This window comes from Streptococcus sp. 1453, assembly GCF_013276955.1.
Lineage (GTDB): Bacteria > Bacillota > Bacilli > Lactobacillales > Streptococcaceae > Streptococcus.
The window spans coordinates 1-26,306 of record NZ_VMLZ01000015.1; the positions used below are offsets into that span (position 1 = coordinate 1).

28 protein-coding genes are annotated in these 26,306 nt (G+C 39.7%); 15 read left to right on the forward strand and 13 right to left on the reverse strand.

The genetic code is table 11. From position 1 onward, the window contains the following. A partial coding sequence (locus HW098_RS08845; protein WP_176139871.1) for a hypothetical protein occupies positions 1 to 277 on the forward strand: 277 nt, incomplete at its 5' end. A 310-nt stretch (positions 278 to 587) separates the two neighbouring features. Here the strand turns inward: HW098_RS08845 and HW098_RS08850 are convergent. From HW098_RS08850 to HW098_RS08870, 5 genes are read right to left on the reverse strand one after another with little or no spacing between them, the layout of a single operon-like run. Then, positions 588 to 1,277, reverse strand: a complete 690-nt coding sequence (locus tag HW098_RS08850; protein ID WP_000643965.1) for a sugar phosphate nucleotidyltransferase — start codon at positions 1,275 to 1,277, stop codon at positions 588 to 590. Between the two features lie 11 nt (positions 1,278 to 1,288). Beyond that, positions 1,289 to 2,167: a DMT family transporter gene (locus tag HW098_RS08855; RefSeq protein ID WP_000791830.1), complete on the reverse strand. Its 879-nt coding sequence runs from the start codon at positions 2,165 to 2,167 to the stop codon at positions 1,289 to 1,291. Then, the gene (locus HW098_RS08860) at positions 2,157 to 3,026 is read right to left on the reverse strand and encodes a phosphotransferase (RefSeq protein WP_176139872.1); all 870 of its coding nucleotides are present in this window, start codon (positions 3,024 to 3,026) and stop codon (positions 2,157 to 2,159) included. Before HW098_RS08860 ends, HW098_RS08855 begins: the two co-directional genes overlap by 11 nt. Before the next feature lie 16 nt (positions 3,027 to 3,042). Further along, the gene (locus HW098_RS08865) at positions 3,043 to 4,065 is read right to left on the reverse strand and encodes a ribitol-5-phosphate dehydrogenase (protein ID WP_140209064.1); all 1,023 of its coding nucleotides are present in this window, start codon (positions 4,063 to 4,065) and stop codon (positions 3,043 to 3,045) included. Positions 4,066 to 4,069: 4 nt separating this feature from the next. Beyond that, a complete protein-coding gene (locus HW098_RS08870) occupies positions 4,070 to 4,777 on the reverse strand; it encodes a 2-C-methyl-D-erythritol 4-phosphate cytidylyltransferase (protein ID WP_000638495.1) in 708 nt (235 codons plus the stop codon). 440 nt (positions 4,778 to 5,217) lie between these two features. Here HW098_RS08870 and tacF point away from each other — a divergent pair, with 440 nt between their 5' ends. From tacF to HW098_RS08885, 3 genes are read left to right on the forward strand one after another with little or no spacing between them, the layout of a single operon-like run. Continuing rightward, positions 5,218 to 6,705: a type IV teichoic acid flippase TacF gene (gene tacF / locus HW098_RS08875; protein ID WP_176139873.1), complete on the forward strand. Its 1,488-nt coding sequence runs from the start codon at positions 5,218 to 5,220 to the stop codon at positions 6,703 to 6,705. A gap of 9 nt (positions 6,706 to 6,714) precedes the next feature. Next, positions 6,715 to 7,518 carry a phosphorylcholine transferase LicD gene (locus HW098_RS08880; protein ID WP_176139874.1) on the forward strand — a complete coding sequence of 268 codons (804 nt, stop codon included), beginning with the start codon at positions 6,715 to 6,717 and terminating at the stop codon, positions 7,516 to 7,518. A gap of 1 nt (position 7,519) precedes the next feature. Continuing rightward, positions 7,520 to 8,329, forward strand: a complete 810-nt coding sequence (locus tag HW098_RS08885; protein ID WP_176139875.1) for a phosphorylcholine transferase LicD — start codon at positions 7,520 to 7,522, stop codon at positions 8,327 to 8,329. A gap of 277 nt (positions 8,330 to 8,606) precedes the next feature. Here HW098_RS08885 and carB read toward each other — a convergent pair whose 3' ends face one another. The 6 genes from carB to HW098_RS08915 form a co-directional block, all read right to left on the reverse strand. Beyond that, positions 8,607 to 11,783 carry a carbamoyl-phosphate synthase large subunit gene (gene carB, locus HW098_RS08890; RefSeq protein ID WP_176139876.1) on the reverse strand — a complete coding sequence of 1,059 codons (3,177 nt, stop codon included), beginning with the start codon at positions 11,781 to 11,783 and terminating at the stop codon, positions 8,607 to 8,609. Positions 11,784 to 12,230: 447 nt separating this feature from the next. Beyond that, positions 12,231 to 13,310, reverse strand: coding sequence for a carbamoyl phosphate synthase small subunit (locus HW098_RS08895; protein WP_176139877.1), 1,080 nt, complete (start codon positions 13,308 to 13,310; stop codon positions 12,231 to 12,233). A 49-nt stretch (positions 13,311 to 13,359) separates the two neighbouring features. Then, a complete protein-coding gene (locus HW098_RS08900; RefSeq protein ID WP_004260121.1) occupies positions 13,360 to 14,283 on the reverse strand; it encodes an aspartate carbamoyltransferase catalytic subunit in 924 nt (307 codons plus the stop codon). Between the two features lie 18 nt (positions 14,284 to 14,301). Continuing rightward, positions 14,302 to 14,823: a bifunctional pyr operon transcriptional regulator/uracil phosphoribosyltransferase PyrR gene (gene pyrR / locus HW098_RS08905; protein ID WP_000850023.1), complete on the reverse strand. Its 522-nt coding sequence runs from the start codon at positions 14,821 to 14,823 to the stop codon at positions 14,302 to 14,304. Between the two features lie 210 nt (positions 14,824 to 15,033). Next, entirely contained in the window at positions 15,034 to 15,663 is a 630-nt protein-coding gene (gene nth / locus HW098_RS08910; RefSeq protein WP_000244443.1) for an endonuclease III, read from the reverse strand. Then, entirely contained in the window at positions 15,663 to 16,205 is a 543-nt protein-coding gene (locus HW098_RS08915; protein WP_176139878.1) for a DUF177 domain-containing protein, read from the reverse strand. The genes nth and HW098_RS08915 overlap by 1 nt, the downstream gene beginning before the upstream one ends. Before the next feature lie 162 nt (positions 16,206 to 16,367). On the opposite strand from HW098_RS08915, the gene HW098_RS08920 reads away from it, so the two are divergent. Together HW098_RS08920 and HW098_RS08925 are read left to right on the forward strand one after the other, a co-directional pair. Further along, on the forward strand, positions 16,368 to 16,676 hold the full coding sequence (locus tag HW098_RS08920; protein ID WP_176139879.1) for a helicase BlpT: 309 nt from the start codon (positions 16,368 to 16,370) through the stop codon (positions 16,674 to 16,676). Between the two features lie 352 nt (positions 16,677 to 17,028). Next, a complete protein-coding gene (locus HW098_RS08925) occupies positions 17,029 to 18,588 on the forward strand; it encodes an ATP-binding cassette domain-containing protein (protein WP_176139880.1) in 1,560 nt (519 codons plus the stop codon). A 151-nt stretch (positions 18,589 to 18,739) separates the two neighbouring features. Here HW098_RS08925 and htpX read toward each other — a convergent pair whose 3' ends face one another. Together htpX and HW098_RS08935 are read right to left on the reverse strand one after the other, a co-directional pair. Continuing rightward, complete coding sequence (gene htpX, locus HW098_RS08930) at positions 18,740 to 19,639, reverse strand: zinc metalloprotease HtpX (protein WP_176139881.1); 900 nt, start codon at positions 19,637 to 19,639, stop codon at positions 18,740 to 18,742. A 1-nt stretch (position 19,640) separates the two neighbouring features. Then, complete coding sequence (locus tag HW098_RS08935) at positions 19,641 to 20,201, reverse strand: LemA family protein (protein WP_176139882.1); 561 nt, start codon at positions 20,199 to 20,201, stop codon at positions 19,641 to 19,643. A 93-nt stretch (positions 20,202 to 20,294) separates the two neighbouring features. Here HW098_RS08935 and rsmG point away from each other — a divergent pair, with 93 nt between their 5' ends. From rsmG to erm(B), 9 genes are all read left to right on the forward strand, one after another. After that, complete coding sequence (gene rsmG / locus HW098_RS08940; RefSeq protein ID WP_176139883.1) at positions 20,295 to 21,008, forward strand: 16S rRNA (guanine(527)-N(7))-methyltransferase RsmG; 714 nt, start codon at positions 20,295 to 20,297, stop codon at positions 21,006 to 21,008. A 349-nt stretch (positions 21,009 to 21,357) separates the two neighbouring features. Beyond that, positions 21,358 to 21,672 carry a YdcP family protein gene (locus HW098_RS08945; protein ID WP_176139884.1) on the forward strand — a complete coding sequence of 105 codons (315 nt, stop codon included), beginning with the start codon at positions 21,358 to 21,360 and terminating at the stop codon, positions 21,670 to 21,672. Between the two features lie 15 nt (positions 21,673 to 21,687). Beyond that, positions 21,688 to 22,074 (forward strand): YdcP family protein, encoded by a 387-nt coding sequence (locus tag HW098_RS08950; protein WP_000985015.1) that lies wholly within the window; start codon positions 21,688 to 21,690, stop codon positions 22,072 to 22,074. A 28-nt stretch (positions 22,075 to 22,102) separates the two neighbouring features. Further along, the gene (locus HW098_RS08955) at positions 22,103 to 23,488 is read left to right on the forward strand and encodes an FtsK/SpoIIIE domain-containing protein (protein WP_000813488.1); all 1,386 of its coding nucleotides are present in this window, start codon (positions 22,103 to 22,105) and stop codon (positions 23,486 to 23,488) included. 2 nt (positions 23,489 to 23,490) lie between these two features. Further along, positions 23,491 to 23,643 carry a hypothetical protein gene (locus tag HW098_RS08960; RefSeq protein WP_000879507.1) on the forward strand — a complete coding sequence of 51 codons (153 nt, stop codon included), beginning with the start codon at positions 23,491 to 23,493 and terminating at the stop codon, positions 23,641 to 23,643. 22 nt (positions 23,644 to 23,665) lie between these two features. Beyond that, on the forward strand, positions 23,666 to 24,886 hold the full coding sequence (gene mobT / locus HW098_RS08965; RefSeq protein ID WP_176139885.1) for a MobT family relaxase: 1,221 nt from the start codon (positions 23,666 to 23,668) through the stop codon (positions 24,884 to 24,886). After that, positions 24,876 to 25,043, forward strand: coding sequence for an MLS leader peptide (locus tag HW098_RS08970; protein ID WP_000502600.1), 168 nt, complete (start codon positions 24,876 to 24,878; stop codon positions 25,041 to 25,043). Before mobT ends, HW098_RS08970 begins: the two co-directional genes overlap by 11 nt. A 48-nt stretch (positions 25,044 to 25,091) precedes the next feature. Beyond that, positions 25,092 to 25,175 carry a 23S rRNA methyltransferase attenuation leader peptide gene (locus HW098_RS08975; RefSeq protein ID WP_001814874.1) on the forward strand — a complete coding sequence of 28 codons (84 nt, stop codon included), beginning with the start codon at positions 25,092 to 25,094 and terminating at the stop codon, positions 25,173 to 25,175. Between the two features lie 124 nt (positions 25,176 to 25,299). After that, the gene (gene erm(B) / locus HW098_RS08980; RefSeq protein WP_001038795.1) at positions 25,300 to 26,037 is read left to right on the forward strand and encodes a 23S rRNA (adenine(2058)-N(6))-methyltransferase Erm(B); all 738 of its coding nucleotides are present in this window, start codon (positions 25,300 to 25,302) and stop codon (positions 26,035 to 26,037) included. Positions 26,038 to 26,306 lie beyond the last annotated feature (269 nt).

A 26,306-nucleotide genomic window follows, 5' to 3' on the forward strand; every position in this document is an offset into this window, starting at 1 on the left:
TGTTGAACAAGCTAAGCAGAATGGTCTGACTGCGATTGATAGTGTTGATAATCCAACCCCAGCAACGCATACAGCAGCCTACGAAAAACTTGATCAAAAAGCTAACGAGAAGAAGGCTACGATTAATGGTATCCAACATCTTACGAAAGAGGAGAATGCTGTAAAAGCAGCCATAGAGTCCAAAGAATACGATGCAACACCTCAAATTGACCAAGCCAAGTCCAAAATAGTGTTGATACTGCCAAGAATAGCGAGATTACCGAGATTAATTGTTTAAAAGATGGTCAAGTGGGACGCGAGTTATCTAAGACAACAAATGAATGAGCTAGAAGCTAGACAAAACTCAATTTTATACTCATTTATAGTAAATCGTAACCTCCCAATAACGAAGTATATTGAAAAATCTCCAGACTAGAGAACTCACTGATGGTTCCTAATCTGGAGATTTTTTATTTGCGCTTTTCTTGTATAATAGATTGACATAGGATACGAACACATTAATTTGACTTCCCCAATTGATTCGCCTAATTCCTATTTCATTTTGATGTAACTATTTTTATCGAGATTATAGCTCACATACAAAATCTTTAATTTTCGTTTTTAAGAATTTCTTCTAATTTATGATAGTCTTGGACACTATCGATTTCATAGATGCTGTTGCCTTCTAATTCTTCAACATAGACATCCAGCTCTTTGATATTATCCTTAACCATATTGTCCCAATAGAGATCAACAAATTCACCACTTGCATAGGCCTTGTCGATAAAGCTGACAATCTTTTCTGCAGTTGGAGCATCCCAGAAGGATACACCACTAAGAATGCGACCAGCTTTGCTATCAACAATAATGTCTTGAACCTTGTAGTCATCTCCATAGACCAAGAACCATTCGTTGGTACAATCTTCACGATAAACACTAAAATAAGTCGAACGTGTCAAATCATTGCGGAACATATTTTTAAAGAGATAGTTATCGGCATCGATAACATAACTGTTAGCTAATTCTTCTTTTACAAGATAGAGAGAGTAAAAGTTATTGTAGTCAGCGTATTTATCATTAAAAACGAGGCGAACTCCGTATTTCTCTTTTAAGTAATCGAATTGTTCTTTAAGGTAACCAACAATGATGATGATGTCATTGATCCCTTTTTCTTTTAGAAACTCAATTTGGTATTCAATCAAGGGTTTTTGATTAACCTGAACCAAGGCTTTAGGGGTATTTTCAGTCATAGGACGCAAGCGAGTTCCCAACCCCGCTGCTAAGATAATGGCTTTCACACGAATCTCCTTTATTCTTTAATAATAATATAAACTCCAGCTATGACGACAAGTGACGTAATAATTGTCAGCATATCTAGTGGTGCACCCAAGAAAACAACTGCAAACAAGACAGTCCAAACTACATAACTCACGTTCAATCCTGTAGCCTTGGCTGGTTGCAAGCGATTGATAGCGATATAATAAGCCAAGTAGGAAATCATATCAAAGGCTGCAAAGACAATCATGAGACCTAGCAATTGTCCATTGGCCACTTCTGCAAATGACTGATGAGAGAAGAGCACAATCACAAGATAGGACAAGAATGAAGTTACTTGACGGATTAAGAGGGCTTCGATTTCACTCAATTCACTTTCCATGGCAAAGGAGCTAAGAACACTCTCACTCCCCCATGCAATGGCACAAACTAAAGCACAAAGAATCCCAATGTAGAAGGAATTAACCTGTTCGACCTTATAGGTCTGAGCAATAATCCCTCCAATAATCAAGACAATCCCAAACACAGTATTTCTCGAAATCTTGTGCTTCAAAAAGAAGAAAGCCAATAAAACCGAAATCGCAGGGTAAATAGCCGATACTGATGAAGCTAAGGAACTTCCGATATACTTAACCGCATAAAGATTAGCCTGCATACCGATAGGGCCTGCTAGCAAGGCTCCGATGATAACACTAACATTGCGAATATTTAAGAAAATTGAGAGACGAACTTTTCCTTCTTTTACCAAGAGAAAAGCTAGTAAGATAAAGATACTCAAGAAATCGTGAGCAGCAGCCACCACAAAGGGTGACAAATCTGTAAAAATCGAAAAGATATAAGCACTAATCGTTAGACCTAAACCCCAGAAAATACCTGAGAGTAGACCAAAAGAAACTCCATTTTTATTTTTCATCTGAACCTCCATAATATGACAAACCTTTAACAGCTCTTTGGTAACGACTCACACCATAGTCACCAAAATCTGCACCTTGCTCTTCTTTGTAGACTGTCCATAGACTCCAAATAGCATCTTGCAAAATTTTATAGATGGCAATCTTTTCACGAGAGACAGGTGTTTGCTCACTCTCATAGTGAGATAAGAAAGCTTCTTCCTCTTGACGAGTGAATTCAGACTCTAAAAAGAGGGCAGCCAAATCCCACATTGGATCGTTCATTGATGAATATTCCCAGTCAATCAGATATAAACGTCCTTGAGGTGATTCGATAAAGTTTTCAGGCACCAAATCGATATGACAAGATTTTCTGTCAACACCTAAGTCAGCCAGTCTTTTCTCTAAGGAGAAGACTTCTTCTCGAACAGCTTCATAGTTGGCATAAGGGATTTTTTCCTCAATCAAAGATTCGTATTTTTTGATTTCTTCAAAAGGAGCAAATTCTCCCCTTAATTCCTTGCCAGAAGCATGAATGGTTTGTAAAATTGGAGCAATTTTATCAAATTTAGTCTTAATTGAAGTCGCATCAAGCGTAATCGCAGATTCGATATACTCATTTACTTTGATACCAGCTTCAATATCAAAAAGATAATTTTTTACATCTAGGTCTAAATCCTTTAATAGTTCAAGATTGTACTTTTCATCTTGACGATTGATCAGTTTTTCTGTCCCTTTACCAAAGAACTTAACAATGTATTGCTTATTTGTTGTTTTGACCAAATAGTTTTGATTGGTCATCCCCCCCAGTTGTTCAACACTGAAGACTTCCTCTTCTTGACTAAGTAAGGAAGAAATTTTTTCTTTAATGATTTTCTCCACAATTAACCTCCAGCACTTATACTTCCCACTTAAACACGGTTTTAAAGGCTGTGTTTAAATCGGTCGCAAAGACACGGTGAATATCTTTAATTTCTCTTACAGGTTCTTCTAGATAAAGTATATTTTTAAGACGATTGGCGAATTTCTTGACTTCCATCATTTGGATGGCATTTTCAAAATCGATGCGACCAGAACGAGAGGAACCAACCAAGAGCAAGCCTTTTTCTAAGGCATCGCGTGTATTGAGATTGACTTTATACTCGCTAACGCCCATCATGAGAATCGTTCCCTGAGGACGAATGTAGCGAATCAGGTCATTTATAGCCGGTCCAGTACCATCACCACCACAACACTCAAAAGCATGGTCAAAGGCCAAATCTTCAGGAATATTATCCGTAATATAGCATTCTTTGGCAAATGAGAAAAGTTCCAACTTTTCCCAATGACGACCAATAACCACAATCTCTGCTTCTGGCAAAGTATAATTTATAATATTAGCAACTACAAAAGCTAAACTTCCATCTCCGATAACGGCGATTCGGTCCCGCTTGCTATGAGCAAGGGTCAATAGACGATTCATAGCGTGCATGCCGACACTGACAAACTCTGTAATGGCTGCAACCGTATCTTCGATAGCATCATAAGCCACCACACGATCTTTAGGAAGAGAAACAAACTCTCTCATAAAGCCATCAAATCCACTAGACAAGAAATGAGTCCCTGTCATGTAGTTCTCATAGAATTCTTCATCACTCTGCATAGGAGGATGATTGGGAATCATGACAACTTTTTGCCCAACCTCGTAGGTTCCTGTCGGGTCAGAAATAACGGTTCCACATGACTCGTGAATCATTGCCATTGGAAGCTTTTTATTCAAAATCTTGGGATCACGTTTTCCTTGGTAGTAACGCTGATCCGCATGACAGACCGCCATATAATTAGGGCGGATGAGGATATGATTCTCTTGGTCAATAGCCTCTTCCTGGTATTTGACATTGATAAACTTGGGCTTAGTTAGTTGATAAATTTGATTAATCATTTTACTAGTCTTTCTCAATCATACTTTTTGCAATCTTCAAATCTGTTACGGTTGTAATCTTCAGATTTGAATATTCACCCTTGGCCAAGGCCACATCTTTTCCTTTGATCACAAAGATTTTACATGCATCTGTCAAGATTTCTTTCTCTTCAGCAGAAAGAGAGCCATAAAGGTCCATGAAGTCCTTGCAACGGAATGTTTGAGGTGTTTGTCCTTGATAAAGGTGAGCACGATTTGGAATATCTGTAATGAATTGACCATTGGTGCTTTCAACGATAGTGTCAACCGCTTCTACCACTGTGTCCACTGCGTCATGATTTTGAGCAAGTTGGATATTGTCCTGAATCATGCGAAGTGTAATAAATGGACGAACAGAATCGTGGGTAACAACGATGTCCTCTGGAGTAAGCGGACGATAAGCATCGATAGCTTCAATGATTTTTTCAATACTTGTATTGCGGTCAGCACCACCCTTTGTAATGATGATACGTTCCTTATGAAGAGGAAGATATTTATCTACAAGATCCTCTGCATGGGAAACCCAATCTCCATGAACACCAACTACAATTTTTTCAATACTTGGTTCCAAGACAAATTTTTCAATTGTATGAATCAAAATAGGTCGATCACCTAGCTCTAAAAATTGTTTTGGTAAGTTACTGATTCCCATGCGTGTGCCAGTTCCACCAGCAAGAATTCCTGCATAAATCATCTATTTTCTCCTTTGTCTTACTAAAAAAACTTATTCTCTCTATTATACCACAATCTAGTTCTATCATGAAAGAAATACCGGCCCTCCCGTTCTAGAATAGGAGGATTAAGCAGTTCTATTATTCAAAGAAACTAGTCCATTTCTAGTAATGATTAGGAATTCTGTAGTCATTACTAATAAATGGCTGTGAAATTTTAGAGTTCTTCAGAATAATATACTTTCCTTAAAGAAAACTTAAAATTAAGATTTGAAACTTCAAAGTGATTACTTGACTTATACTCAATGAAAATCAAAGAGCAAACTAGGAAACTAGCCGCAGGCTGTACTTGAGTACGGCAAGGCGACGTTGACGTGGTTTGAATTTGATTTTCGAAGAGTATTACTGCCCTTCATTTCTTATTAGCTGACTTTATGATATAATGAAAAACGAGGTAAATTGAATGAAAAGTATAAAATTAAATGCTCTATCCTACATGGGAATTCGTGTCTTAAATATTATTTTTCCCATCCTAACTGGAACCTATGTAGCGCGTGTCTTGGACCGAACTGACTATGGTTACTTCAACTCAGTTGACACTATTTTGTCATTTTTCTTGCCCTTTGCGACTTATGGGGTCTATAACTACGGTTTACGGGCCATCAGTAATGTCAAGGATAACAAAAAAGATCTGAATAGGACCTTCTCCAGTCTTTTTTATTTGTGCATAGCTTGTACGATTTTGACTACCGCTGTCTATATCCTTGCCTATCCTCTCTTCTTTACAGATAATCCAATCGTCAAAAAAGTCTACCTTGTTATGGGGATTCAACTCATTGCCCAGATTTTTTCAATCGAATGGGTTAATGAAGCTCTGGAAAATTACAGTTTTCTCTTTTACAAGACTGCCTTCATCCGTATCCTCATGTTGGTCTCTATTTTCCTTTTTGTTAAAAATGAACACGATATTGTTGTCTATACACTTGTAATGAGTTTATCGACACTAATTAACTATCTGATTAGTTATTTTTGGATTAAAAGAGACATCAAACTTGTTAAGATTCACCTAAGTGATTTTAAACCACTCTTTCTCCCTTTAACAGCCATGTTGGTCTTTGCCAATGCCAATATGCTCTTCACTTTTTTGGATCGTCTCTTCCTCGTTAAAACAGGGATTGATGTCAACGTTAGTTACTATACCATGGCTCAGCGAATTGTGACCGTTATAGCTGGAGTTGTAACAGGAGCTATCGGAGTGAGTGTACCTCGTCTCAGTTACTATTTGGGTAAAGGAGACAAAGAAGCCTATGTTTCTCTGGTTAACAGAGGAAGTCGAATCTTTAACTTCTTTATCATTCCACTGAGTTTCGGACTCATGGTTCTAGGACCAAATGCCATTCTACTTTACGGTAGTGAAAAATATATCGGAGGCGGTATCTTAACCTCTCTCTTCGCTTTTCGGACGATTATCCTGGCACTAGATACCATTCTTGGTTCCCAAATTCTCTTTACAAATGGCTATGAAAAACGTATCACAGTCTATACAGTCTTTGCAGGATTACTCAATTTGGGCTTAAATAGTCTCCTCTTTTTCAACCATATCGTGGCTCCTGAATACTACTTACTGACAACTATGCTATCTGAGGCCTCTCTGCTTGTCTTCTATATCATTTTCATCCATAGAAAACAACTCATCCACTTAGGACATATCTTTAGCTATACTGTTCGATACTCTCTCTTTTCACTTTCCTTTGTAGGAATTTATTTCCTGATTAATTTATTGTATCCTGTGGATATGGTCATTAATTTGCCATTTTTGATGAATACTGGTTTAATTGTCTTGCTATCTGCTATCTCTTATATTAGTCTACTTTTCTTCACAAAAGATAGCATTTTCTATGAATTTTTAAACCATGTCCTAGCCTTAAAAAATAAATTCAAAAAATCATAGGAGTTTAAAATGAAACAACTAACCATTGAAGATGCCAAACAAATTGAATTAGAAATTTTGGATTATATTGATACTCTCTGTAAAAAGCACAATATCAACTATATTATGAACTACGGTACTCTGATTGGGGCAGTTCGACATCAAGGCTTTATTCCTTGGGACGACGATATTGATTTATCCATGCCTCGAGAAGACTACCAACGATTTATTAACATTTTTCAAAAGGAAAAAAGCAAGTATAAGCTCCTATCCTTAGAAACTGATAAGAACTACTTTAACAACTTTATCAAAATAGCCGACAGTACAACTAAAATTATTGATACTCGGAATACAAAAACCTATGAATCTGGTGTCTTTATTGACATTTTCCCTATGGATCGCTTTGATGATCCTAAGGTCATTGATATTTGTTATAAGCTGGAAAGCTTCAAACTTCTGTCTTTCAGTAAACACAAAAATATTGTCTATAAGGATAGCCTTTTAAAAGATTGGATACGAACAGCCTTCTGGTTACTCCTTCGACCTGTTTCTCCTCGTTATTTCGCACATAAAATCGAGAAAGAAATTCAAAAATATAGCCGTGAGAATGGGCAGTATATGGCTTTTATCCCTTCTAAATTTAAGGAAAAGGAAGTCTTCCCAAGTGGTACTTTTGATAAAACAATCGATTTGCCCTTTGAGAATTTAAGCCTTCCCGCACCTGAAAAATATGATACTATTTTGACACAATTTTATGGAGATTATATGACCCTACCACCAGAAGCAAAACGCTTTTACAGTCATGAATTTCACGCTTACAAATTGGAGGATTAGGATGCAGTATTTAGAAAAAGAAGAAATTAAAGAAATTCAACTAACCCTGCTAGACTATATTGATGAGACTTGTAAGAAACATGATATTCCTTATTTTCTAAGTTATGGAACCATGCTTGGAGCTATCCGCCACAAAGGTATGATTCCTTGGGATGATGATATTGATATTTCTCTCTATCGTGAAGATTATGAGCGCTTATTGAAGATTATTGAAGAAGAAAATCACCCTCGCTACAAGGTTCTTTCCTACGATACATCTTCTTGGTACTTCCATAATTTCGCATCGATTTTGGACACTTCTACTGTTATCGAAGACCATGTCAAGTACAAACGTCATGACACCAGCCTTTTCATCGATGTCTTCCCAATTGATCGCTTTACAGACCTGAGCATTGTCGACAAGAGCTATAAGTATGTGGCCCTTCGTCAACTAGCTTATATCAAAAAATCACGCGCAGTTCACGGTGACAGCAAATTAAAAGATTTTCTAAGATTATGTAGCTGGTACGCCCTCCGAGTGGTCAATCCCCGTTACTTTTACAAGAAAATTGATCAGCTAATCAAAAATGCTGCAACCAGCACTCCTCAATATGAAGGAGGAGTTGGGATTGGTAAGGAAGGGATGAAAGAAGTCTTCCCAGTTGATACCTTTAAAGAACTCATCTTAACTGAGTTTGAAGGTCGTATGTTACCAGTTCCAAAAAAATATGACCAATTTTTAACTCAGATGTATGGGGATTATATGACACCACCATCAAAGGAAATGCAAGAGTGGTATAGTCACAGTATTAAAGCCTATCGTAAAAATTGATTGAGGGCGACCATACAAACTACTAAGATAGAGGTTATTCAAAAACATAATTTTAGTAGAAAATGAAGTAAATATTCCTACAATAAAACGCATAATATCAAGGTTTTCAACACCTGATATTATGCGTTTTCCTTATCTTCTTAAAAACCTTTTGTCCAACTTATTTTCCTATTTATACTCTTCGAAAATATCTTCAAACCGTGTCAATGTCGCCTTGCCGTACTCAAGTACAGCCTGCGGCTAGCTTCCTAGTTTGCTCTTTGATTTTCATTGGGTATTAAATAGCTTCTGTAACAAAGCTACGGCTTTCCAATACTTTGAGCATGGCGTTAGCTGTATCTATGGCTGTGAAGAGGGGAACCCCGTGTTCAATGGCTGAACGGCGGATTTGCTCACCATCTTCGTCAGCAGTTCGTTTTGTTCCAACTGTGTTAATGATAGCTTGTATTCTTCCTTTGCGAACAAAGTTTGGAATATCCTTATCGTCATCACCTATCTTACCAACTGGTTGAGCTTGCAAGCCATGACTAGCAAAGAAGGCTGCTGTCCCTTCTGTCGCAAGGATTCCATAGCCAATATTTTGGAAACGACGAGCCAAGTCCAAGGCCTCTTCTTTGGCATCATCAGCGATGGTAAATACAACGTTACCAAAAGTTGGCAAGTGGAGGTAAGAAGCTTCAAAGGCCTTATAGAGAGCTTTTTCCAAAGTCGTATCAGAACCCATAACTTCCCCTGTTGACTTCATTTCAGGACCAAGTAAGCTGTCTACCTTAGCTAGTTTCGTGAAGGAGAAGACAGGTGCCTTGATATGAACGCGAGTGCTTTCAGGGTAAAGACCATCTTGGTAGCCAAGTTCTGATAAACTTTGACCAAGAATAAGCTTAGTTGCTACTTGAGCCATAGGGATATTGGTTACCTTAGAAAGGAATGGCACCGTACGGCTGGCACGTGGATTAACCTCAATAACATAGACTTTTTCATCCTTGATGACAAACTGGATGTTCATCATTCCAAGGCAGTTAAGACCGATTGCTAGGCGTTTAGTATAGTCTGCGATTGTTTCTTGCACCTTTTGCGACAAGGTTTGTGGTGGGTAAACGGCCATTGAGTCACCTGAGTGGACACCAGCACGTTCAATATGCTCCATGATACCTGGGATGAGGACATTTTGTCCGTCTGAAATGGCATCGACTTCACACTCTTGTCCAACGATATAAGAGTCAACAAGGACTGGATGGTCTGGACTAGCCTTAACAGCAGTTCGCATGTAAGAACGAAGGTCTTCCTCATTTTCAACGATTTCCATGGCACGTCCACCAAGTACATAAGATGGGCGGACAAGAACTGGGAAGCCAATCTTGCGAGCTGCAAGCACTGCTTCTTCTTCATTGGTAGCCGTTTGTCCTGGTGGCTGTGGAATGTCCAAGTCTTTTAGAGCTTGCTCAAAGAGGTCGCGGTCTTCAGCACGGTCTAGGTCAGCAACCTGTGTACCAAGGATGGTCACACCTGCTTTTGCCAATGGCTCCGCAAGGTTGATGGCTGTTTGACCACCAAACTGAACGATAACCCCTTTTGGTTGTTCCAAGTCAATGACGTTCATAACATCTTCGAATGTCAATGGCTCAAAGTAAAGCTTATCTGATACAGAGAAGTCTGTTGAAACGGTCTCTGGATTTGAGTTCATGATGATAGCTTCATAACCAGCTGCCTGGATAGCCTTAACAGAGTGAACGGTTGCATAGTCAAACTCAACCCCTTGACCGATACGGATTGGACCTGAACCTAGGACTAGTACAGATTCCTTATCAGACTTGATAGACTCATTTTCCCATCCATAGGTTGAATAGAAATATGGTGTTTCAGAGTCAAATTCTGCCGCACAAGTATCTACCATCTTGTAAACTGGGATAATCTTGTTTTCCAAACGAAGTTGGCGAACTTGGTCTGCAGTCGTTTCCCAGAGTTCGGCAATCTTACGGTCTGAGAAACCATTGAGTTTTGCTGTTTTCAGGACATCGACATCCTGAGGATGTGCGCCCAATTCTTGCTCAATCTCAAAGATATGCAAGAGTTTATCAAGGTAGAAGATATCAATCTTAGTCAAGTCAGCAATCTCTTCTGGTGTATAACCACGACGAATGGCTTCTGATACGTAGAAGAGACGGTCATCTTGAGCCTTGACAACTTTTTCAATCAAAGCATCATCTGAAACAGCTGCAAGCTCAGGCATTTCATTGTGATGGACACCAATTTCTAGAGAGCGACAAGCCTTAAGGAGAGATTCCTCGATGTTCCGACCGATGGCCATAACTTCTCCAGTGGCCTTCATCTGGGTACCAAGACGACGTTCCCCTTTTTCAAACTTGTCAAATGGGAAACGTGGAATCTTGGCAACCACATAGTCAAGGGCTGGTTCAAACATGGCATAGGTTGAACCTGTGACTGGGTTGATAACCTCATCCAAGGTCAAGCCAACTGCAATCTTGGCAGCCAATTTTGCAATCGGGTAACCTGTCGCCTTAGAAGCAAGGGCTGACGAACGCGATACACGAGGATTTACTTCGATGACATAGTACTTGAAGCTGTGTGGATCAAGAGCCAGCTGAACATTACATCCACCTTCAATCTTAAGGGCACGAATAATACTCAAGCTTGCATCACGAAGCATTTGGTTTTCATAATCTGACATAGTTTGCGCAGGGGCAAATACGATGGAATCCCCTGTGTGAATCCCAACTGGGTCAAAGTTTTCCATGTTACAAACAACCAGGGCATTGTCAGCTGAGTCACGCATCACTTCGTATTCGATTTCCTTGAAACCTGCAATCGAACGCTCAATCAAACATTGGGTAACAGGTGACAATTTTAATCCATTTTCAGCGATTTCACGCAATTCTTCTTCATTGGCACACATACCACCACCAGTACCACCTAGGGTAAAGGCTGGACGGACGATGACTGGGTAGCCAATTTTTGCTGCAAAGGCAACTGCTTCTTCGACTGTGTTGACAATTTCAGATTCTGGGATTGGTTGGTTGAGTTCTTCCATCAATTGTTTAAAGAGGTCACGGTCCTCCGCTTGATCGATGGCAGATAGTTTAGTACCCAGAAGCTCAACACCAAGCTCATCAAGGATACCATTTTTAGATAATTCCATGGCCATATTGAGCCCTGTCTGACCACCGAGTGTGGGGAGCAAGGCATCTGGACGTTCCTTACGAAGAATACGTGTCACAAACTCAAGTGTAATCGGTTCAATGTAAACCTTATCAGCAATTTCCTTGTCCGTCATGATGGTTGCCGGATTTGAGTTAACCAAGACAACCTCATAACCTTCCTCTTTCAACGACAAGCAAGCCTGGGTCCCAGCATAGTCAAACTCAGCAGCCTGACCAATAATAATCGGACCAGAACCAATCACCATAATTTTTTGAATATCAGTACGTTTAGGCATAGTTTATGATACAAAGCCCGTAAAGAACACAGTGAAAATAGGAAACTCAGTGCAGACGCCTTTAGCGTCAAGACGATGTCTATCTTTTTCACACAGTTCTTAGGGCGTGTTCACTTCCGCGAACAATGTATCTTCTCCTTTCTATTCGTCGCCTCACAGGGCGACATTAAATAAATTCTCCGACGATTTTTTAGAGAAACGATATTTTTCGGTAAAAAATCTAGTGCAGGGAGTTTTTAGTTCGCCTGATAGCGACTAAAAGAAACGACCTGTCTTTCTATTCAGCAACTCTCAGGTTGCCATTAAATAAGATACAAAGGACGAATAGAAAGCGATTGAATTTTAGGAAACCAAGGAAGGATTGACAATCCAAGTTGGTTTCTCTAAATTCCGAGCTTTCCGTCCGTGTTCAGTTACATAAATTCTCCGACGAGCTTTTACTCGTTCTTAGTTTGATTGTTTAAAAGCTTCCATCATCTCGATAAACTCGTCGAATAGGTAGCTTGCGTCGTGTGGACCAGGGGCTGCATCTGGGTGGTATTGGACAGAGAAAGCCGGTTGGTATCTGTGTCGCACACCTTCAACTGACTTGTCATTGATTTCTTCGTGGGTGATAATCAAATGCTCTGGCAAATCTTCACGGCTAACTGCATAACCATGGTTCTGGCTGGTAAAGTCTACACGTCCTGTTGCAATCTCACGTACCGCGTGGTTAAATCCACGGTGACCAAATTTCATCTTGTAGGTCTTAGCACCGTTTGCCATGGCAAAGAGTTGGTGTCCCATACAAATACCGAAAATTGGAATTTTTCCTTGCACACCACGAATCATGTCCAGTGCTTGGGGAACATCTTCTGGGTTACCAGGACCGTTTGACAACATCACTCCGTCAGGATTGAGGTGAAGAATTTCTTCCGCCGTTGTTGAATACGGAACAACTGTCACGTTACAATTACGCTTAGAAAGTTCTCGTAAGATTGAGTGCTTAAGACCAAAGTCCACTAGCACCACGCTCAAACCAACTCCTGGAGCTGGATATGAAGTTTTAGTAGAAACCTGCTTGATATTGTCTGTCGGCAATACTGTAGCTTGGAGCTGGTCCGTCACATGATCCATGCTGTCCCCAACATGGGTCAAGGTTGCACGCATCGTACCATGCTTACGGATAACCTTGGTAAGAGCACGTGTATCAATTCCTGAAATACCTGGAATTTTCTTGGCTTTCAAAAATTCATCCAGCGTCATCTGATTTCGCCAATTACTTGCTCTACGTGCTTCTTCGAAAACAACGACTCCCTTACAAGTTGGAATAATGGATTCGTAATCATCACGGTTGATTCCATAATTTCCCACCAAAGGATAAGTAAAAGTCAAGATTTGTCCATTATAAGACTGGTCTGTAATGGATTCTTGATAGCCGGTCATTCCTGTATTAAAGACGATTTCGCCTGTTACATCAATATCTGCTCCGAAGGCCTTGCCTTCAAAAACTGTGCCATCTTCTAATACTAGAAGTCTTTTTGTCATATTTTCACCTCTCGTGGACGCTCACTGGCGTCTTTTAACGTCTTGTGTTTTAGTTGGCGTTTCTACTCGCCAGTACGGATTCTAAGATTGCCATTCGAACAAAGACACCATTGGTCATTTGTTGGACAATCCGTGATTTTGGCGCTTCAACCAAGTGATCTGCGATTTCTACATCACGATTGACTGGAGCTGGGTGCATAAGTATTGCTGTTTCTTTCAAACGGTCATAACGTTCTTGAGTCAAGCCATGTTGGGCATGGTAGTCTTCTTTTGAAAAGACAGCTCCACTATCATGGCGTTCATGTTGCACACGAAGAAACATCATGACATCCACCTGATCAATGATTTCATCAATGGTTACAAACTGTCCATAGTCTGCAAACTCTTGACTTCTCCATTCCTCAGGTCCAGCAAAGTAAAGTTCAGCTCCCAAGCGTTTCAAAATCTGCATATTGGATTTGGCAACGCGTGAGTGGTCCAAGTCACCTGCAATCGCAACCTTGAGCCCCTCAAAGTGACCAAATTCCTCGTAAATGGTCATCAAATCAAGCAAGCTCTGGCTAGGGTGTTGTCCTGAACCATCGCCACCATTGATGATGGAAGTCGTAATCGTCGGACTAGCAATCAACTCTCTGTAGTAGTCGACCTCTGGGTGACGAATCACACAGACATCCACTCCTAAAGCAGACAAAGTCAAAATGGTATCATAAAGTGTCTCACCCTTATTGACTGAACTAGTCTTCACATCAAAGTCAAGTCGCTCCAATCCCAGTTTAATCTCTGCGACTTCAAAGGACTTATGCGTCCGTGTAGAATCCTCAAAGAAAAGATTGGAAACAATCGGATGGTCTTCATAAGGAAGCTGAGCTCCGTTTTTAAACTCAATTCCTCGCTTGATCAATTTCATGACTTGATCGACAGTGAGGTCTTCCATGGACACCACATGGTTCAATGCTTGTTGATTTTCTGACATGGCTACTCCTTTAGCTTTCTAAGCTTCTTCAGTAATCAGAACTCTGTCTTGGCCATCAAGTTCTGCCATCTCTACGATGATTTCTTCAGAACGACTAGTTGGAATATTTTTTCCAACGTAATCTGGACGGATTGGCAATTCTCTATGTCCTCGATCGACTAGAACTGCTAAACTCACGCGCGCAGGACGACCATGACCGACAATATTATCAATAGCAGCACGGATGGTACGGCCTGTATAAAGCACATCGTCCACCAAGATAACTTCACGGTCTGTCACATCAACAGAAACCAAAGAAGTATCTTCTCCACTTTTAACATCATCACGGAAAGGTTTGGTATCCAATTCCACAACAGGAACTGAAAGATTTTCTAGCTGTTCCAAACGTTCTTGGATTCGGTGGGCGATAAAGACACCGCGAGTTTTAATACCAGCCAAGACGATTTTATTCAAATCTTTGTTGCGTTCGATAATCTCATAAGTAATACGCGTAATCGCTCGTTTGACGGTCAATTCATCTACAACTTCTTTTGTCTTCATGACAAACCTCCAAAAAGAAAAGTCTCCTTAAACAAGGAGACTTGAAATGTATAGCCAAGCGAGCCCTACTGCAAACAGTATAGACTTCACCCTACTACTTAATCGTTCTCCTTGCCTGCCTCACGGGACAGGTTTAAAGGAATATTTAGTTATCAAATACTATAGCACAAAGCATGCTTAAAATCAAGCAAAAACTTTTAATTCCCCATCTTATAAATTGCTAAAGTCATATAACTGTGGGTACTGGTCACACTCTGGATTTTTAGGATGACAAATAGCTCTTCCAAAATAAATCATGGCCTGATGGGCAGCTAACCACTGCTCCGGTGGCAAGATATCCATGACCCGCTTTTCCACCTCAAGTGGTGTCGCTGATTTTTTGACGATATCGTGGTGTTTGCAAATACGCTCCACATGAGTATCCACTGCAAAAGCTGGAATCCCAAAGCCCACACTCATGACAACATTGGCTGTCTTGCGACCAACACCAGCCAAACTCTCTAATTCCTCACGTGTTTGAGGGACTTGGCCATCAAAATCGTCTAGTAACTGTTGAGCACATTTTTTAAGGAATTTAGCCTTATTTCGATACAGTCCCAGGCGAGAAATGTGTGAGGCAATCTCACTCTCTGTCGCAACAGACATGGCTTGTGGCGTTGGAAAGGCAGCAAAGAGACCTGGTGTGGCCTTATTTACCGCTGCATCCGTTGTCTGGGCTGACAACATGACCGCAACCAAGAGTTCAAAATGATTGGTAAAATCAAGACTGGGCTTGGCATCTGGAAAAAGAGCAATAATTTCTTCTAGCACCTTTCGTGCTCGTTTTTTTGACAAGACCATTATTCGTCTCCATCAAATAGTCCTTGTAAGCCAGCAAAAGGACTGTTTTCTTCTTTCTTAACTGCTTGTTGAGCTTGGTATTCTTCCTCAGTCATGATTTGCCAGTCATTTCCTGACACAAATCCTTGACCCGCTTCTTCTTCAGCCGTCAAGACCTTGATAGGAATGTTTAGTAGGATATTGTCTGACACGCTCTCAGCAAGGTCAAGTTCTCCATTTTCGATAGGCAAGACCAAGTCATCGTCTAAAACTTCCTGATCTAGTTGGTTAGTTGCGCCTTCCATGAAAACTTCCGTTACTGGATGAGATTCAACTAACTCAACTGGCTCCATACTGCGACTTGAAGCAAGAACAATGGTATAAGATAGTTGATAATCTAAGAAATACATACGGTCTTCGTACTGTACTTTCCCAACTGCAAGGATATCTTTTACATCTAAAATTTCTTGATTACGTGCACGCAGGTCTGCGGCTAGGTCTAACGTTTGTTCAAAGTGCAAGCCTTCAGACTGCTTACGAATTTCTTGAATATTTAATTTCATACTTCCTCCATAAAGATTTACTCTCTTGATTATACCATGAAAAGGCTACAAATCAGCCTACCAAACTTTGTAATTAAATTTCGATTTTTTAATATATTTATCACTATATTTTTTGGTGCTATACTATAGGCAAGAATACATGATAGCAAGGAGGATGCTCACATGGAATACAAAGAACTCATTACTAATGCAACCCAACTCCTATCCGAGTTAAATAAAAGTTTCCAAAGCTGCAAACAGGGTAGGGCAGATGATATTCGACTACAAGAGCTACTAAATACTACTCTGCAAGAGCTCAAAAAAGCGGAAAAGTTGGACAACAGTATTTTAACCGATCTTGAGAAATTTTACCAACCTACCAGTCTTCTGATTGGGCTAGGTATCCTAAAACTAACCGACCAAGCACATACCGCTTGGTGCAACTACGACAAATTCCATTACGAGCATGTCAAACACGTACTAACTCTTTAGGTACCTGTTTTTGGATTTTAGAGCATAGAATTTCCAGTTTTCTGTTGACAAAATTTCCTGAAAGGTATAGGATAGAGGTACTAATACTCGGAGGTAAGGGAGACATGAACAACTAAGTCTATCAAATAAAGAACCTTTATTTAGTAGATCTTGTTTTTGTCTCTTTTTATGTGCTCTTTTCATACTAGATTTTCTAGTATCTTGTCCCCATTGAAAATCAAAAAACTAGAAAGCTATGATCCTCTTGGGTTGGGTTAGGCAACTCCAAGCTAGTTTGACGAGTTTTTCAACGAGGATAATAGAGTTTGGACAGTGACTTTGGGCTCTACTAGATAAAGTAGAGCTTTTTGTTATGCACTATGGACATTCTAGAAAGGGAAATCATATGATAAAAATCAATCACCTGACCATCACACAAAACAAAGATTTACGAGACCTTGTCTCTGACCTAAGCATGACCATACAAGACGGGGAAAAGGTAGCTATTATTGGCGAAGAAGGAAATGGTAAATCAACCTTACTTAAAACTTTAATGGGGGAAGATTTGTCTGATTTCACTATCAAGGGAGACATCCAGTCTGATTATCAGTCACTGGCCTACATTCCTCAAAAAGTCCCTGAGGACCTAAAAAAGAAAACTTTACACGACTACTTCTTTTTAGATTCTATTGATTTAGACTACAGTATCCTCTATCGTTTGGCGGAGGAATTGCATTTTGATAGCAATCGTTTCGCAAGTGACCAAGAGATTGGCAATCTATCAGGAGGCGAAGCTTTGAAAATTCAGCTTATCCATGAGTTAGCCAAACCCTTTGAGATTCTATTTTTAGATGAACCTTCAAATGACTTGGATCTTGAGACGGTTGCTTGGCTAAAAGGTCAGATTCAAAAGACCAGGCAAACTGTTATTTTCATTTCCCATGATGAAGACTTTCTTTCTGAAACGGCTGATACTATTGTCCACTTGCGACTGGTCAAGCACCGTAAAGAAGCGGAAACGTTAGTAGAGCATTTAGACTATGATAGCTATAGTGACCAAAGAAAGGCTAATTTTGCCAGACAAAGCAAGCAAGCTGCTAACGACCAAAGAGCCTACGATAAAACCATGGAAAAACATCGGCGAGTCAAGCAAAATGTAGAAACTGCGCTTCGAGCTACCAAAGACAGTACTGCCGGTCGCCTATTGGCTAAAAAGATGAAAACTGTCCTCTCACAAGAAAAACGCTACGAAAGGACAGCTCAGGCCATGACCCAAAAGCCACTTGAAGAGGAAGAAATCAGACTTTTCTTCTCAGACATACAGCCATTACCGGCTTCTAAAGTCTTAATCCAACTGGAAAAAGAAAATTTGTCCATTGACGACCGTGTTTTGGCTCAAGAACTGCAACTAACTGTCCGTGGGCAAGAAAAAATCGGTATTATCGGGCCAAATGGTGTTGGAAAATCGACTCTGCTAGCCAAGTTTCAACAACTGCTTAGCGCCAAAAGAGAAATTTCGCTTGGTTTTATGCCACAAGATTACCACAAAAAACTGCAATTGGATTTATCACCAATAGCCTATCTCAGCAAAACTGGGGAAAAAGAGGAACTACAGAAAATCCAATCTCACTTAGCTAGTCTCAATTTCAGTTATCCAGAAATGCAGCATCAAATTCGCTCCTTATCTGGCGGACAACAGGGCAAACTCCTGCTTTTGGATTTAGTCTTGCGCAAACCAAACTTTCTCCTGTTGGATGAACCCACACGAAACTTTTCTCCCACTTCTCAACCCCAAATCAGAAAACTCTTTGCCACCTATCCAGGCGGTCTCATCACTGTTTCGCATGACCGTCGTTTCTTAAAAGAGGTCTGTTCATGCATCTATCGCTTGACAGAACATGGTTTGGAGCTAGTTAATTTAGAAGATGTATAAATTTGCAACATAGCAGATAGGTGGGGCAAAAACACAATTTCAGGAGAAAAGGAAGTAAATCTTTCCATAATAAAACGCATAATATCAAGTTTTTTGCACACCTGATATTATGCGTTTTTCAAATTTTAAAGGCTTTTTCCCAGCCTTCATTTTACATATGTTTCAAACGTTCAATCCGTTCTGAGATAGGTGGGTGGGTATAAAAGAGTTTTTGGAACCCTCCACCTTTCTTAGGATCATTGATATAAAGTGCACTGCTGGCATCATCTACAGGACGACTCATCGGTTTACTATTATCCAACTTATCTAGAGCATTGATCATTCCTTGAGGATTGCGCGTCAACTCAACACTGGAAGCATCAGCTAGGAATTCCCTCTGACGAGAAATAGCTAGTTGCACCAAAGTTGCAGCGAGAGGTGCCAGCACAATTGCAAGTATGGAAACCACTAGCATAATGATTTCAAGACCATTCCCATCTCGATCATCGTCACTTCGTCTGCGACCTGCTCCACCCCACCACATCATACGACCAGCCATACTAGAAAGCATGGTGATAGCACTAGCAAGGGCAACTGCAATAGTCGAAATACGGATATCATAATTACGAATATGACTGACTTCATGTCCCATAACAGCTTCTAGTTCTTCACGATTCATGATAGCTAGTAGACCTGAAGTCGCAGCAACCGCCGCGTTTTGAGGGTTAGAACCTGTCGCAAAGGCATTTAAGGCTGGATCATCAATGATGAAAACACGGGGCATAGGAATCTGAGCGACCATAGCCATATCTTCCACTACATGGTAGAGGTCTGGTGCCGTTTGCTCATCCACCTCACGCGCTCCATTCATGGACATGACAATCTCTGTCGATTGAAAAATCATAGACAAGGCATAGATAAAGCCAATAATCAGTGCGATAACCAAACCACCAAGCCCAGATCGCATAAAGAGGTAACCAACTGCATAGCCAACAAGAGCTAAGAGTAGGAAAAATACCAGCAACAAAATCCATGTTTTTCGTTTATTGCTTGCAATTTGATCAAACAACATCTTAGTCACCTAAACCGCTAAAATCAACTTTAGGAACTGCCTTTTCCTCTTCTGGTGTTTGAAGGAAATCTGCTGCTTTAAATCCAAACATTCCAGCGATGATATTACTTGGGAAAGTTTCTAATTTTACATTGTAGTTGCTGACAACACTGTTGTAGAGTTGACGAGAGTAAGAAATTTTATTTTCTGTGTTTGTCAACTCCTCTTGCAATTTAACAAAGTTGGCACTAGCTTTCAAATCTGGATAGCTTTCTGCAACTGCAAAAATACCTGAAACCTGACGAGTGAGGGCATCACTAGCTTTCATAGCTTCTGCTGGTGAAGTCGCTGCCGCCACTTGGTTACGCAGTTCTGCCACCTTTTCAAGGGTAGAACCTTCATATTTGGCATAACCCTTTACAGTCTCAATCAAGTTTGGCAAGAGATCATTTCGACGTTTCAACTGAACATCAATCTGACTCCAAGCCTCCTTTGTTTGCATACGATTCTTAACCAAACCGTTATAGCTAAGAATCACAAAAATAACAACAAGAGCGATAACTCCAAGAATAATCCAAGTCATGATATAAGTCCTTTCTACTTTTAGATTAGTACCAGTATATCAAATTTTTTATGATTGTGGTAAAATAAGATGATACTAAAGAAGGAAATAACTATGAAACCAGAAACATTTTACAACTTGCTTGCCGAGCAGAATCTTCCACTTTCGGACCAGCAAAAAAAACAATTTGAACGTTATTTTGAACTCTTGGTCGAGTGGAATGAAAAGATTAATTTGACGGCTATTACAGATAAAGAAGAAGTTTATCTCAAACATTTTTACGATTCGATTGCACCTATTCTGCAAGGCTTGATTCCCAATGAAAATATCAAACTGCTTGATATCGGGGCTGGGGCAGGATTTCCTAGTCTACCAATGAAAATTCTCTATCCTCAGCTAGATGTGACTATCATTGATTCTCTCAACAAGCGCATCAACTTCCTCCAACTGTTGGCTCAAGAACTGGATTTGGACGGTGTTCACTTCTACCATGGACGTGCCGAAGATTTTGCCCAAGACAAGAAATTCCGTGCTCAATATGATTTTGTAACGGCTCGTGCTGTAGCCCGTATGCAAGTCTTGTCTGAATTGACAATTCCTTACCTGCAAGTTGGGGGAAAACTATTGGCACTCAAGGCTAGCAATGCGCCTGAAGAATTATTAGAAGCTAAGAATGCCCTCAACCTCCTTTTTAGTAAGGTCGAAGATAATCTCAGCTACGCCCTACCAAATAGAGATCCGCGTTATATCACAGTGGTAGAAAAGAAAAAAGAAACGCCAAATAAATATCCACGTAAGGCTGGCATGCCCAATAAACGCCCGCTTTAATCTTTTTACTGATAAAAATAGCATAAAAATCTAGTTATCCGCATAAAAACTGGACTTATCACACTTTATCAAGGTCAAAACCACTCAATTTACTACTAATTTACTACTTATGAATGAGCTTTGATACGACGATTTATCCTTGAAAAGTGAAGATATAAAGATACTTCCAATAAAATTTGAATATTTAATAGGTAGACACTTCAAAAAATGAGGTGTCTATTTTTTTACCCGATTTTGAAAGGAAGTGAACTTATGAAAACAAAAAATCAAGAATCAAAAGGTCGTTCCCCACTCTTTAAGACCATCAAACATTCATTCAGCCAATAAAAAAGAAAGGATAGGTAAAAATATGGAACTTAAATTTGTGATTCCCAACATGGAAAAAACATTCGGCAATTTAGAATTTGCTGGCGAGGATAAAGTCGTTCAGCGAAGAATCAACGGACAGCTAACTGTCTTATCAAGAAGCTATAATCTCTATTCTGATGTTCAAAGAGCAGATGATATTGTGGTGGTGCTTCCTGCTGAAGCTGGCGAAAAACATTTCGGCTTTGAGGAACGTGTGAAGTTAGTCAATCCACGTATTACCGCAGAGGGCTACAAAATCGGCACTCGTGGTTTTACAAATTACCTTTTACATGCTGACGACATGATAAAAGAATAAAGAAAGAGAGGAAAAATGATGAGATTAGCAAATGGCATTGTATTAGATAAAGACACGACTTTTGGAGAATTGAAATTCTCTGCTCTACGTCGTGAAGTGAGAATCCAAAATGAAGACGGGTCGGTTTCAGATGAAATCAAGGAACGTACCTATGACTTAAAATCCAAAGGACAAGGACGCATGATTCAAGTAAGTATTCCTGCCAGCGTGCCTTTGAAAGAGTTTGATTATAACGCACGGGTGGAACTTATCAATCCCATTGCGGACACCGTTGCTACTGCCACCTATCAAGGAGCAGATGTTGACTGGTATATCAAGGCAGACGATATTGTGCTGACAAAGGATTCTAGTTCATTCAAAGCTCAACCACAAGCAAAGAAAGAACCGACACAAGACAAATAGTCGCTAGGTAGAAAGGAGACTTTTTCGCATGAAACAGCGTGGTAAAAGGATTCGCCCATCTGGTAAAGATTTAGTCTTTCATTTTACGATAGCGTCACTCCTGCCTGTTTTCCTGCTGGTTGTCGGACTGTTTCATGTGAAGACAATCCAGCAGATCAACTGGCAGGATTTTAACCTATCACAAGCAGATAAGATTGACATTCCCTATTTAATTATCAGTTTCAGTGTCGCAATTCTTATCTGCTTGCTGGTAGCGTTTGTATTCAAACGGGTTCGCTATGATACGGTTAAACAACTTTACCACCGTCAAAAACTGGCAAAGATGATACTTGAAAACAAGTGGTATGAATCTGAACAGGTCAAAACAGAGGGTTTCTTTAAAGATAGTGCTGGTCGTACAAAGGAAAAGATAACCTACTTCCCTAAAATGTATTATCGACTTAAAAATGGCTTGATACAGATACGGGTGGAAATCACGCTGGGAAAATATCAAGACCAACTCTTACACTTGGAAAAGAAATTAGAGAGTGGCTTGTACTGTGAGCTGACGGATAAAGAGTTAAAGGATTCCTATGTGGAATATACTTTGCTCTATGACACCATAGCCAGTCGTATTTCTATTGATGAAGTAGAAGCTAAAGATGGTAAACTTCGCTTAATGAAAAACGTATGGTGGGAATATGATAAGCTCCCTCATATGTTGATTGCTGGTGGTACAGGTGGCGGTAAAACTTACTTTATACTGACACTGATTGAAGCCTTGCTTCATACAGATTCAAAACTGTATATTCTTGACCCGAAAAATGCTGACCTTGCGGACTTAGGTTCTGTGATGGCAAATGTCTACTATAGAAAAGAAGACTTGCTTTCTTGCATTGAAACATTCTATGAAGAAATGATGAAACGTAGTGAGGAAATGAAGCAGATGAAGAACTATAAGACTGGCAAAAATTATGCTTACTTAGGTCTCCCGGCACACTTCTTAATCTTTGATGAATACGTCGCTTTCATGGAAATGCTGGGAACAAAAGAAAACACCGCAGTTATGAATAAGCTGAAACAGATTGTCATGTTAGGTCGTCAAGCTGGCTTCTTTCTAATACTGGCTTGTCAACGTCCAGACGCAAAATATTTAGGCGACGGAATCCGTGATCAGTTTAATTTCAGAGTGGCTTTAGGTCGTATGTCTGAAATGGGCTATGGCATGATGTTTGGCAGTGACGTACAAAAGGATTTCTTCTTAAAGCGAATCAAAGGTCGTGGCTATGTTGATGTAGGAACAAGTGTCATATCAGAGTTTTATACTCCCCTTGTACCAAAAGGATATGATTTCTTGGAGGAAATTAAAAAGTTATCCAACAGCAGACAGTCCACGCAGGCGACGTGCGAAGCGGAAGTCGCAGGTGTGGACTGATCTTGCTGGCTGGTGTGGCAATAGCCACGCCAGCACTTAACCCCCCGTATCTAACAGGGGGGTACAAATCGACAGGAAACAGTCAAAAAAACATTAGAAAATCCTTTGGTTACAAGGGATTTACAAAATTTCAGCGTATGTCAAATGGGCTTTAAAAGTTGACATACGCCTTTTTGATTGGAGGGATTTTTACTGAATGAACAAACTTGGTTACAGCATTTAAAAGAAAAACGCTTGGCTTATGGACTATCTCAAAACCGTTTAGCTGTTGCGACTGGTATTACAAGGCAGTATCTAAGCGATATTGAAACAGGAAAAGTCAAGCCATCAGAGGATTTACAGCAGTCCCTTTGGGAAGCTCTGGAACGCTTCAATCCCGACGCTCCCCTTGAAATGCTGTTTGATTATGTAAGAATTCGCTTTCCGACAACAGACGTACAGCAGGTGGTCGAAAACATCTTACAACTGAAACTGTCCTATTTTCTTCATGAGGACTATGGTTTCTATTCTTATTCAGAGCATTATGCTTTAGGCGACATATTCGTCCTTTGCTCCCATGAACTGGACAAAGGAGTTCTGGTGGAATTGAAAGGTCGTGGGTGCAGACAATTTGAAAGCTATCTTCTGGCACAACAAAGAAGCTGGTATGAGTTCTTTATGGACGTTTTGGTGGCTGGCGGTGTGATGAAACGCCTTGACCTTGCCATTAACGATAAGACAGGGATTTTGAATATCCCTGTACTCACTGAAAAGTGCCAACAGGAAGAATGTATCTCCGTCTTCCGCAGTTTTAAAAGCTATCGCAGTGGCGAACTGGTACGCAAAGAGGAAAAGGAATGTATGGGAAACACCCTCTATATCGGTTCATTACAAAGTGAAGTTTATTTCTGTATCTATGAAAAGGACTACGAGCAGTACAAGAAAAATGATATTCCCATTGAAGACGCAGAAGTAAAAAACCGTTTTGAGATTCGATTGAAAAATGAGCGTGCCTATTATGCAGTCCGTGATTTACTCGTCTATGACAATCCAGAGCATACCGCCTTTAAAATTATCAATCGGTATATCCGTTTTGTAGATAAAGACGATTCCAAACCTCGTTCTGATTGGAAACTGAATGAAGAATGGGCTTGGTTTATTGGGAACAATCGTGAACGATTAAAACTAACCACAAAACCAGAGCCTTACTCCTTCCAAAGGACGCTGAACTGGCTTTCCCATCAAGTTGCCCCGACCTTAAAGGTTGCGATTAAACTTGATGAAATCAACCAGACGCAGGTTGTAAAAGACATTCTCGACCATGCGAAACTGACAGACCGATACAAGCAGATTTTGAAGCAACAGTCAGTAAAAGAACAGGACGTGATAACAACAAAAAAAGGATATAATGGGAGATAAGACGGTTCGTGTTCGTGCTGACTTGCACCATATCATAAAAATCGAAACAGCAAAGAATGGCGGAAACGTAAAAGAAGTTATGGAAATAAGACTTAGAAGCAAACTTAAGAGTGTGTTGATAGTGCATTATCTTAAAATTTTGTATAATAGGAATTGAAGTTAAATTAGATGCTAAAAATTTGTAATTAAGAAGGAGGGATTCGTCATGTTGGTATTCCAAATGCGTAATGTAGATAAAACATCTACTGTTTTGAAACAGACTAAAAACAGTGATTACGCAGATAAATAAATACGTTAGATTAATTCCTACCAGTGACTAATCTTATGACTTTTTAAACAGATAACTAAAATTACAAACAAATCGTTTAACTTCTGTATTTGTTTATAGATGTAATCACTTCAGGAGAGATTACATGAACAAAAATATAAAATATTCTCAAAACTTTTTAACGAGTGAAAAAGTACTCAACCAAATAATAAAACAATTGAATTTAAAAGAAACCGATACCGTTTACGAAATTGGAACAGGTAAAGGGCATTTAACGACGAAACTGGCTAAAATAAGTAAACAGGTAACGTCTATTGAATTAGACAGTCATCTATTCAACTTATCGTCAGAAAAATTAAAACTGAATACTCGTGTCACTTTAATTCACCAAGATATTCTACAGTTTCAATTCCCTAACAAACAGAGGTATAAAATTGTTGGGAATATTCCTTACCATTTAAGCACACAAATTATTAAAAAAGTGGTTTTTGAAAGCCGTGCGTCTGACATCTATCTGATTGTTGAAGAAGGATTCTACAAGCGTACCTTGGATATTCACCGAACACTAGGGTTGCTCTTGCACACTCAAGTCTCGATTCAGCAATTGCTTAAGCTGCCAGCGGAATGCTTTCATCCTAAACCAAAAGTAAACAGTGTCTTAATAAAACTTACCCGCCATACCACAGATGTTCCAGATAAATATTGGAAGCTATATACGTACTTTGTTTCAAAATGGGTCAATCGAGAATATCGTCAACTGTTTACTAAAAATCAGTTTCATCAAGCAATGAAACACGCCAAAGTAAACAATTTAAGTACCATTACTTATGAGCAAGTATTGTCTATTTTTAATAGTTATCTATTATTTAACGGGAGGAAATAATTCTATGAGTCGCTTTTTTAAATTTGGAAAGTTACACGTTACTAAAGGGAATGGAGATAAATTATTAGATATACTACTGACAGCTTCCAAGAAGCTAAAGAGGTCCCTAGCGCCTACGGGGAATTTGTATCGATAAGGGGTACAAATTCCCACTAAGCGCTCGGGACCCCTTGTAGGAAAATGTCCTAAGTGGGATATCTGTCAACTGGTATGGTTGACTAAAAATACTTCCTACGAAAATGTAGGGGGTATTTTATTTGAAAAAAGAC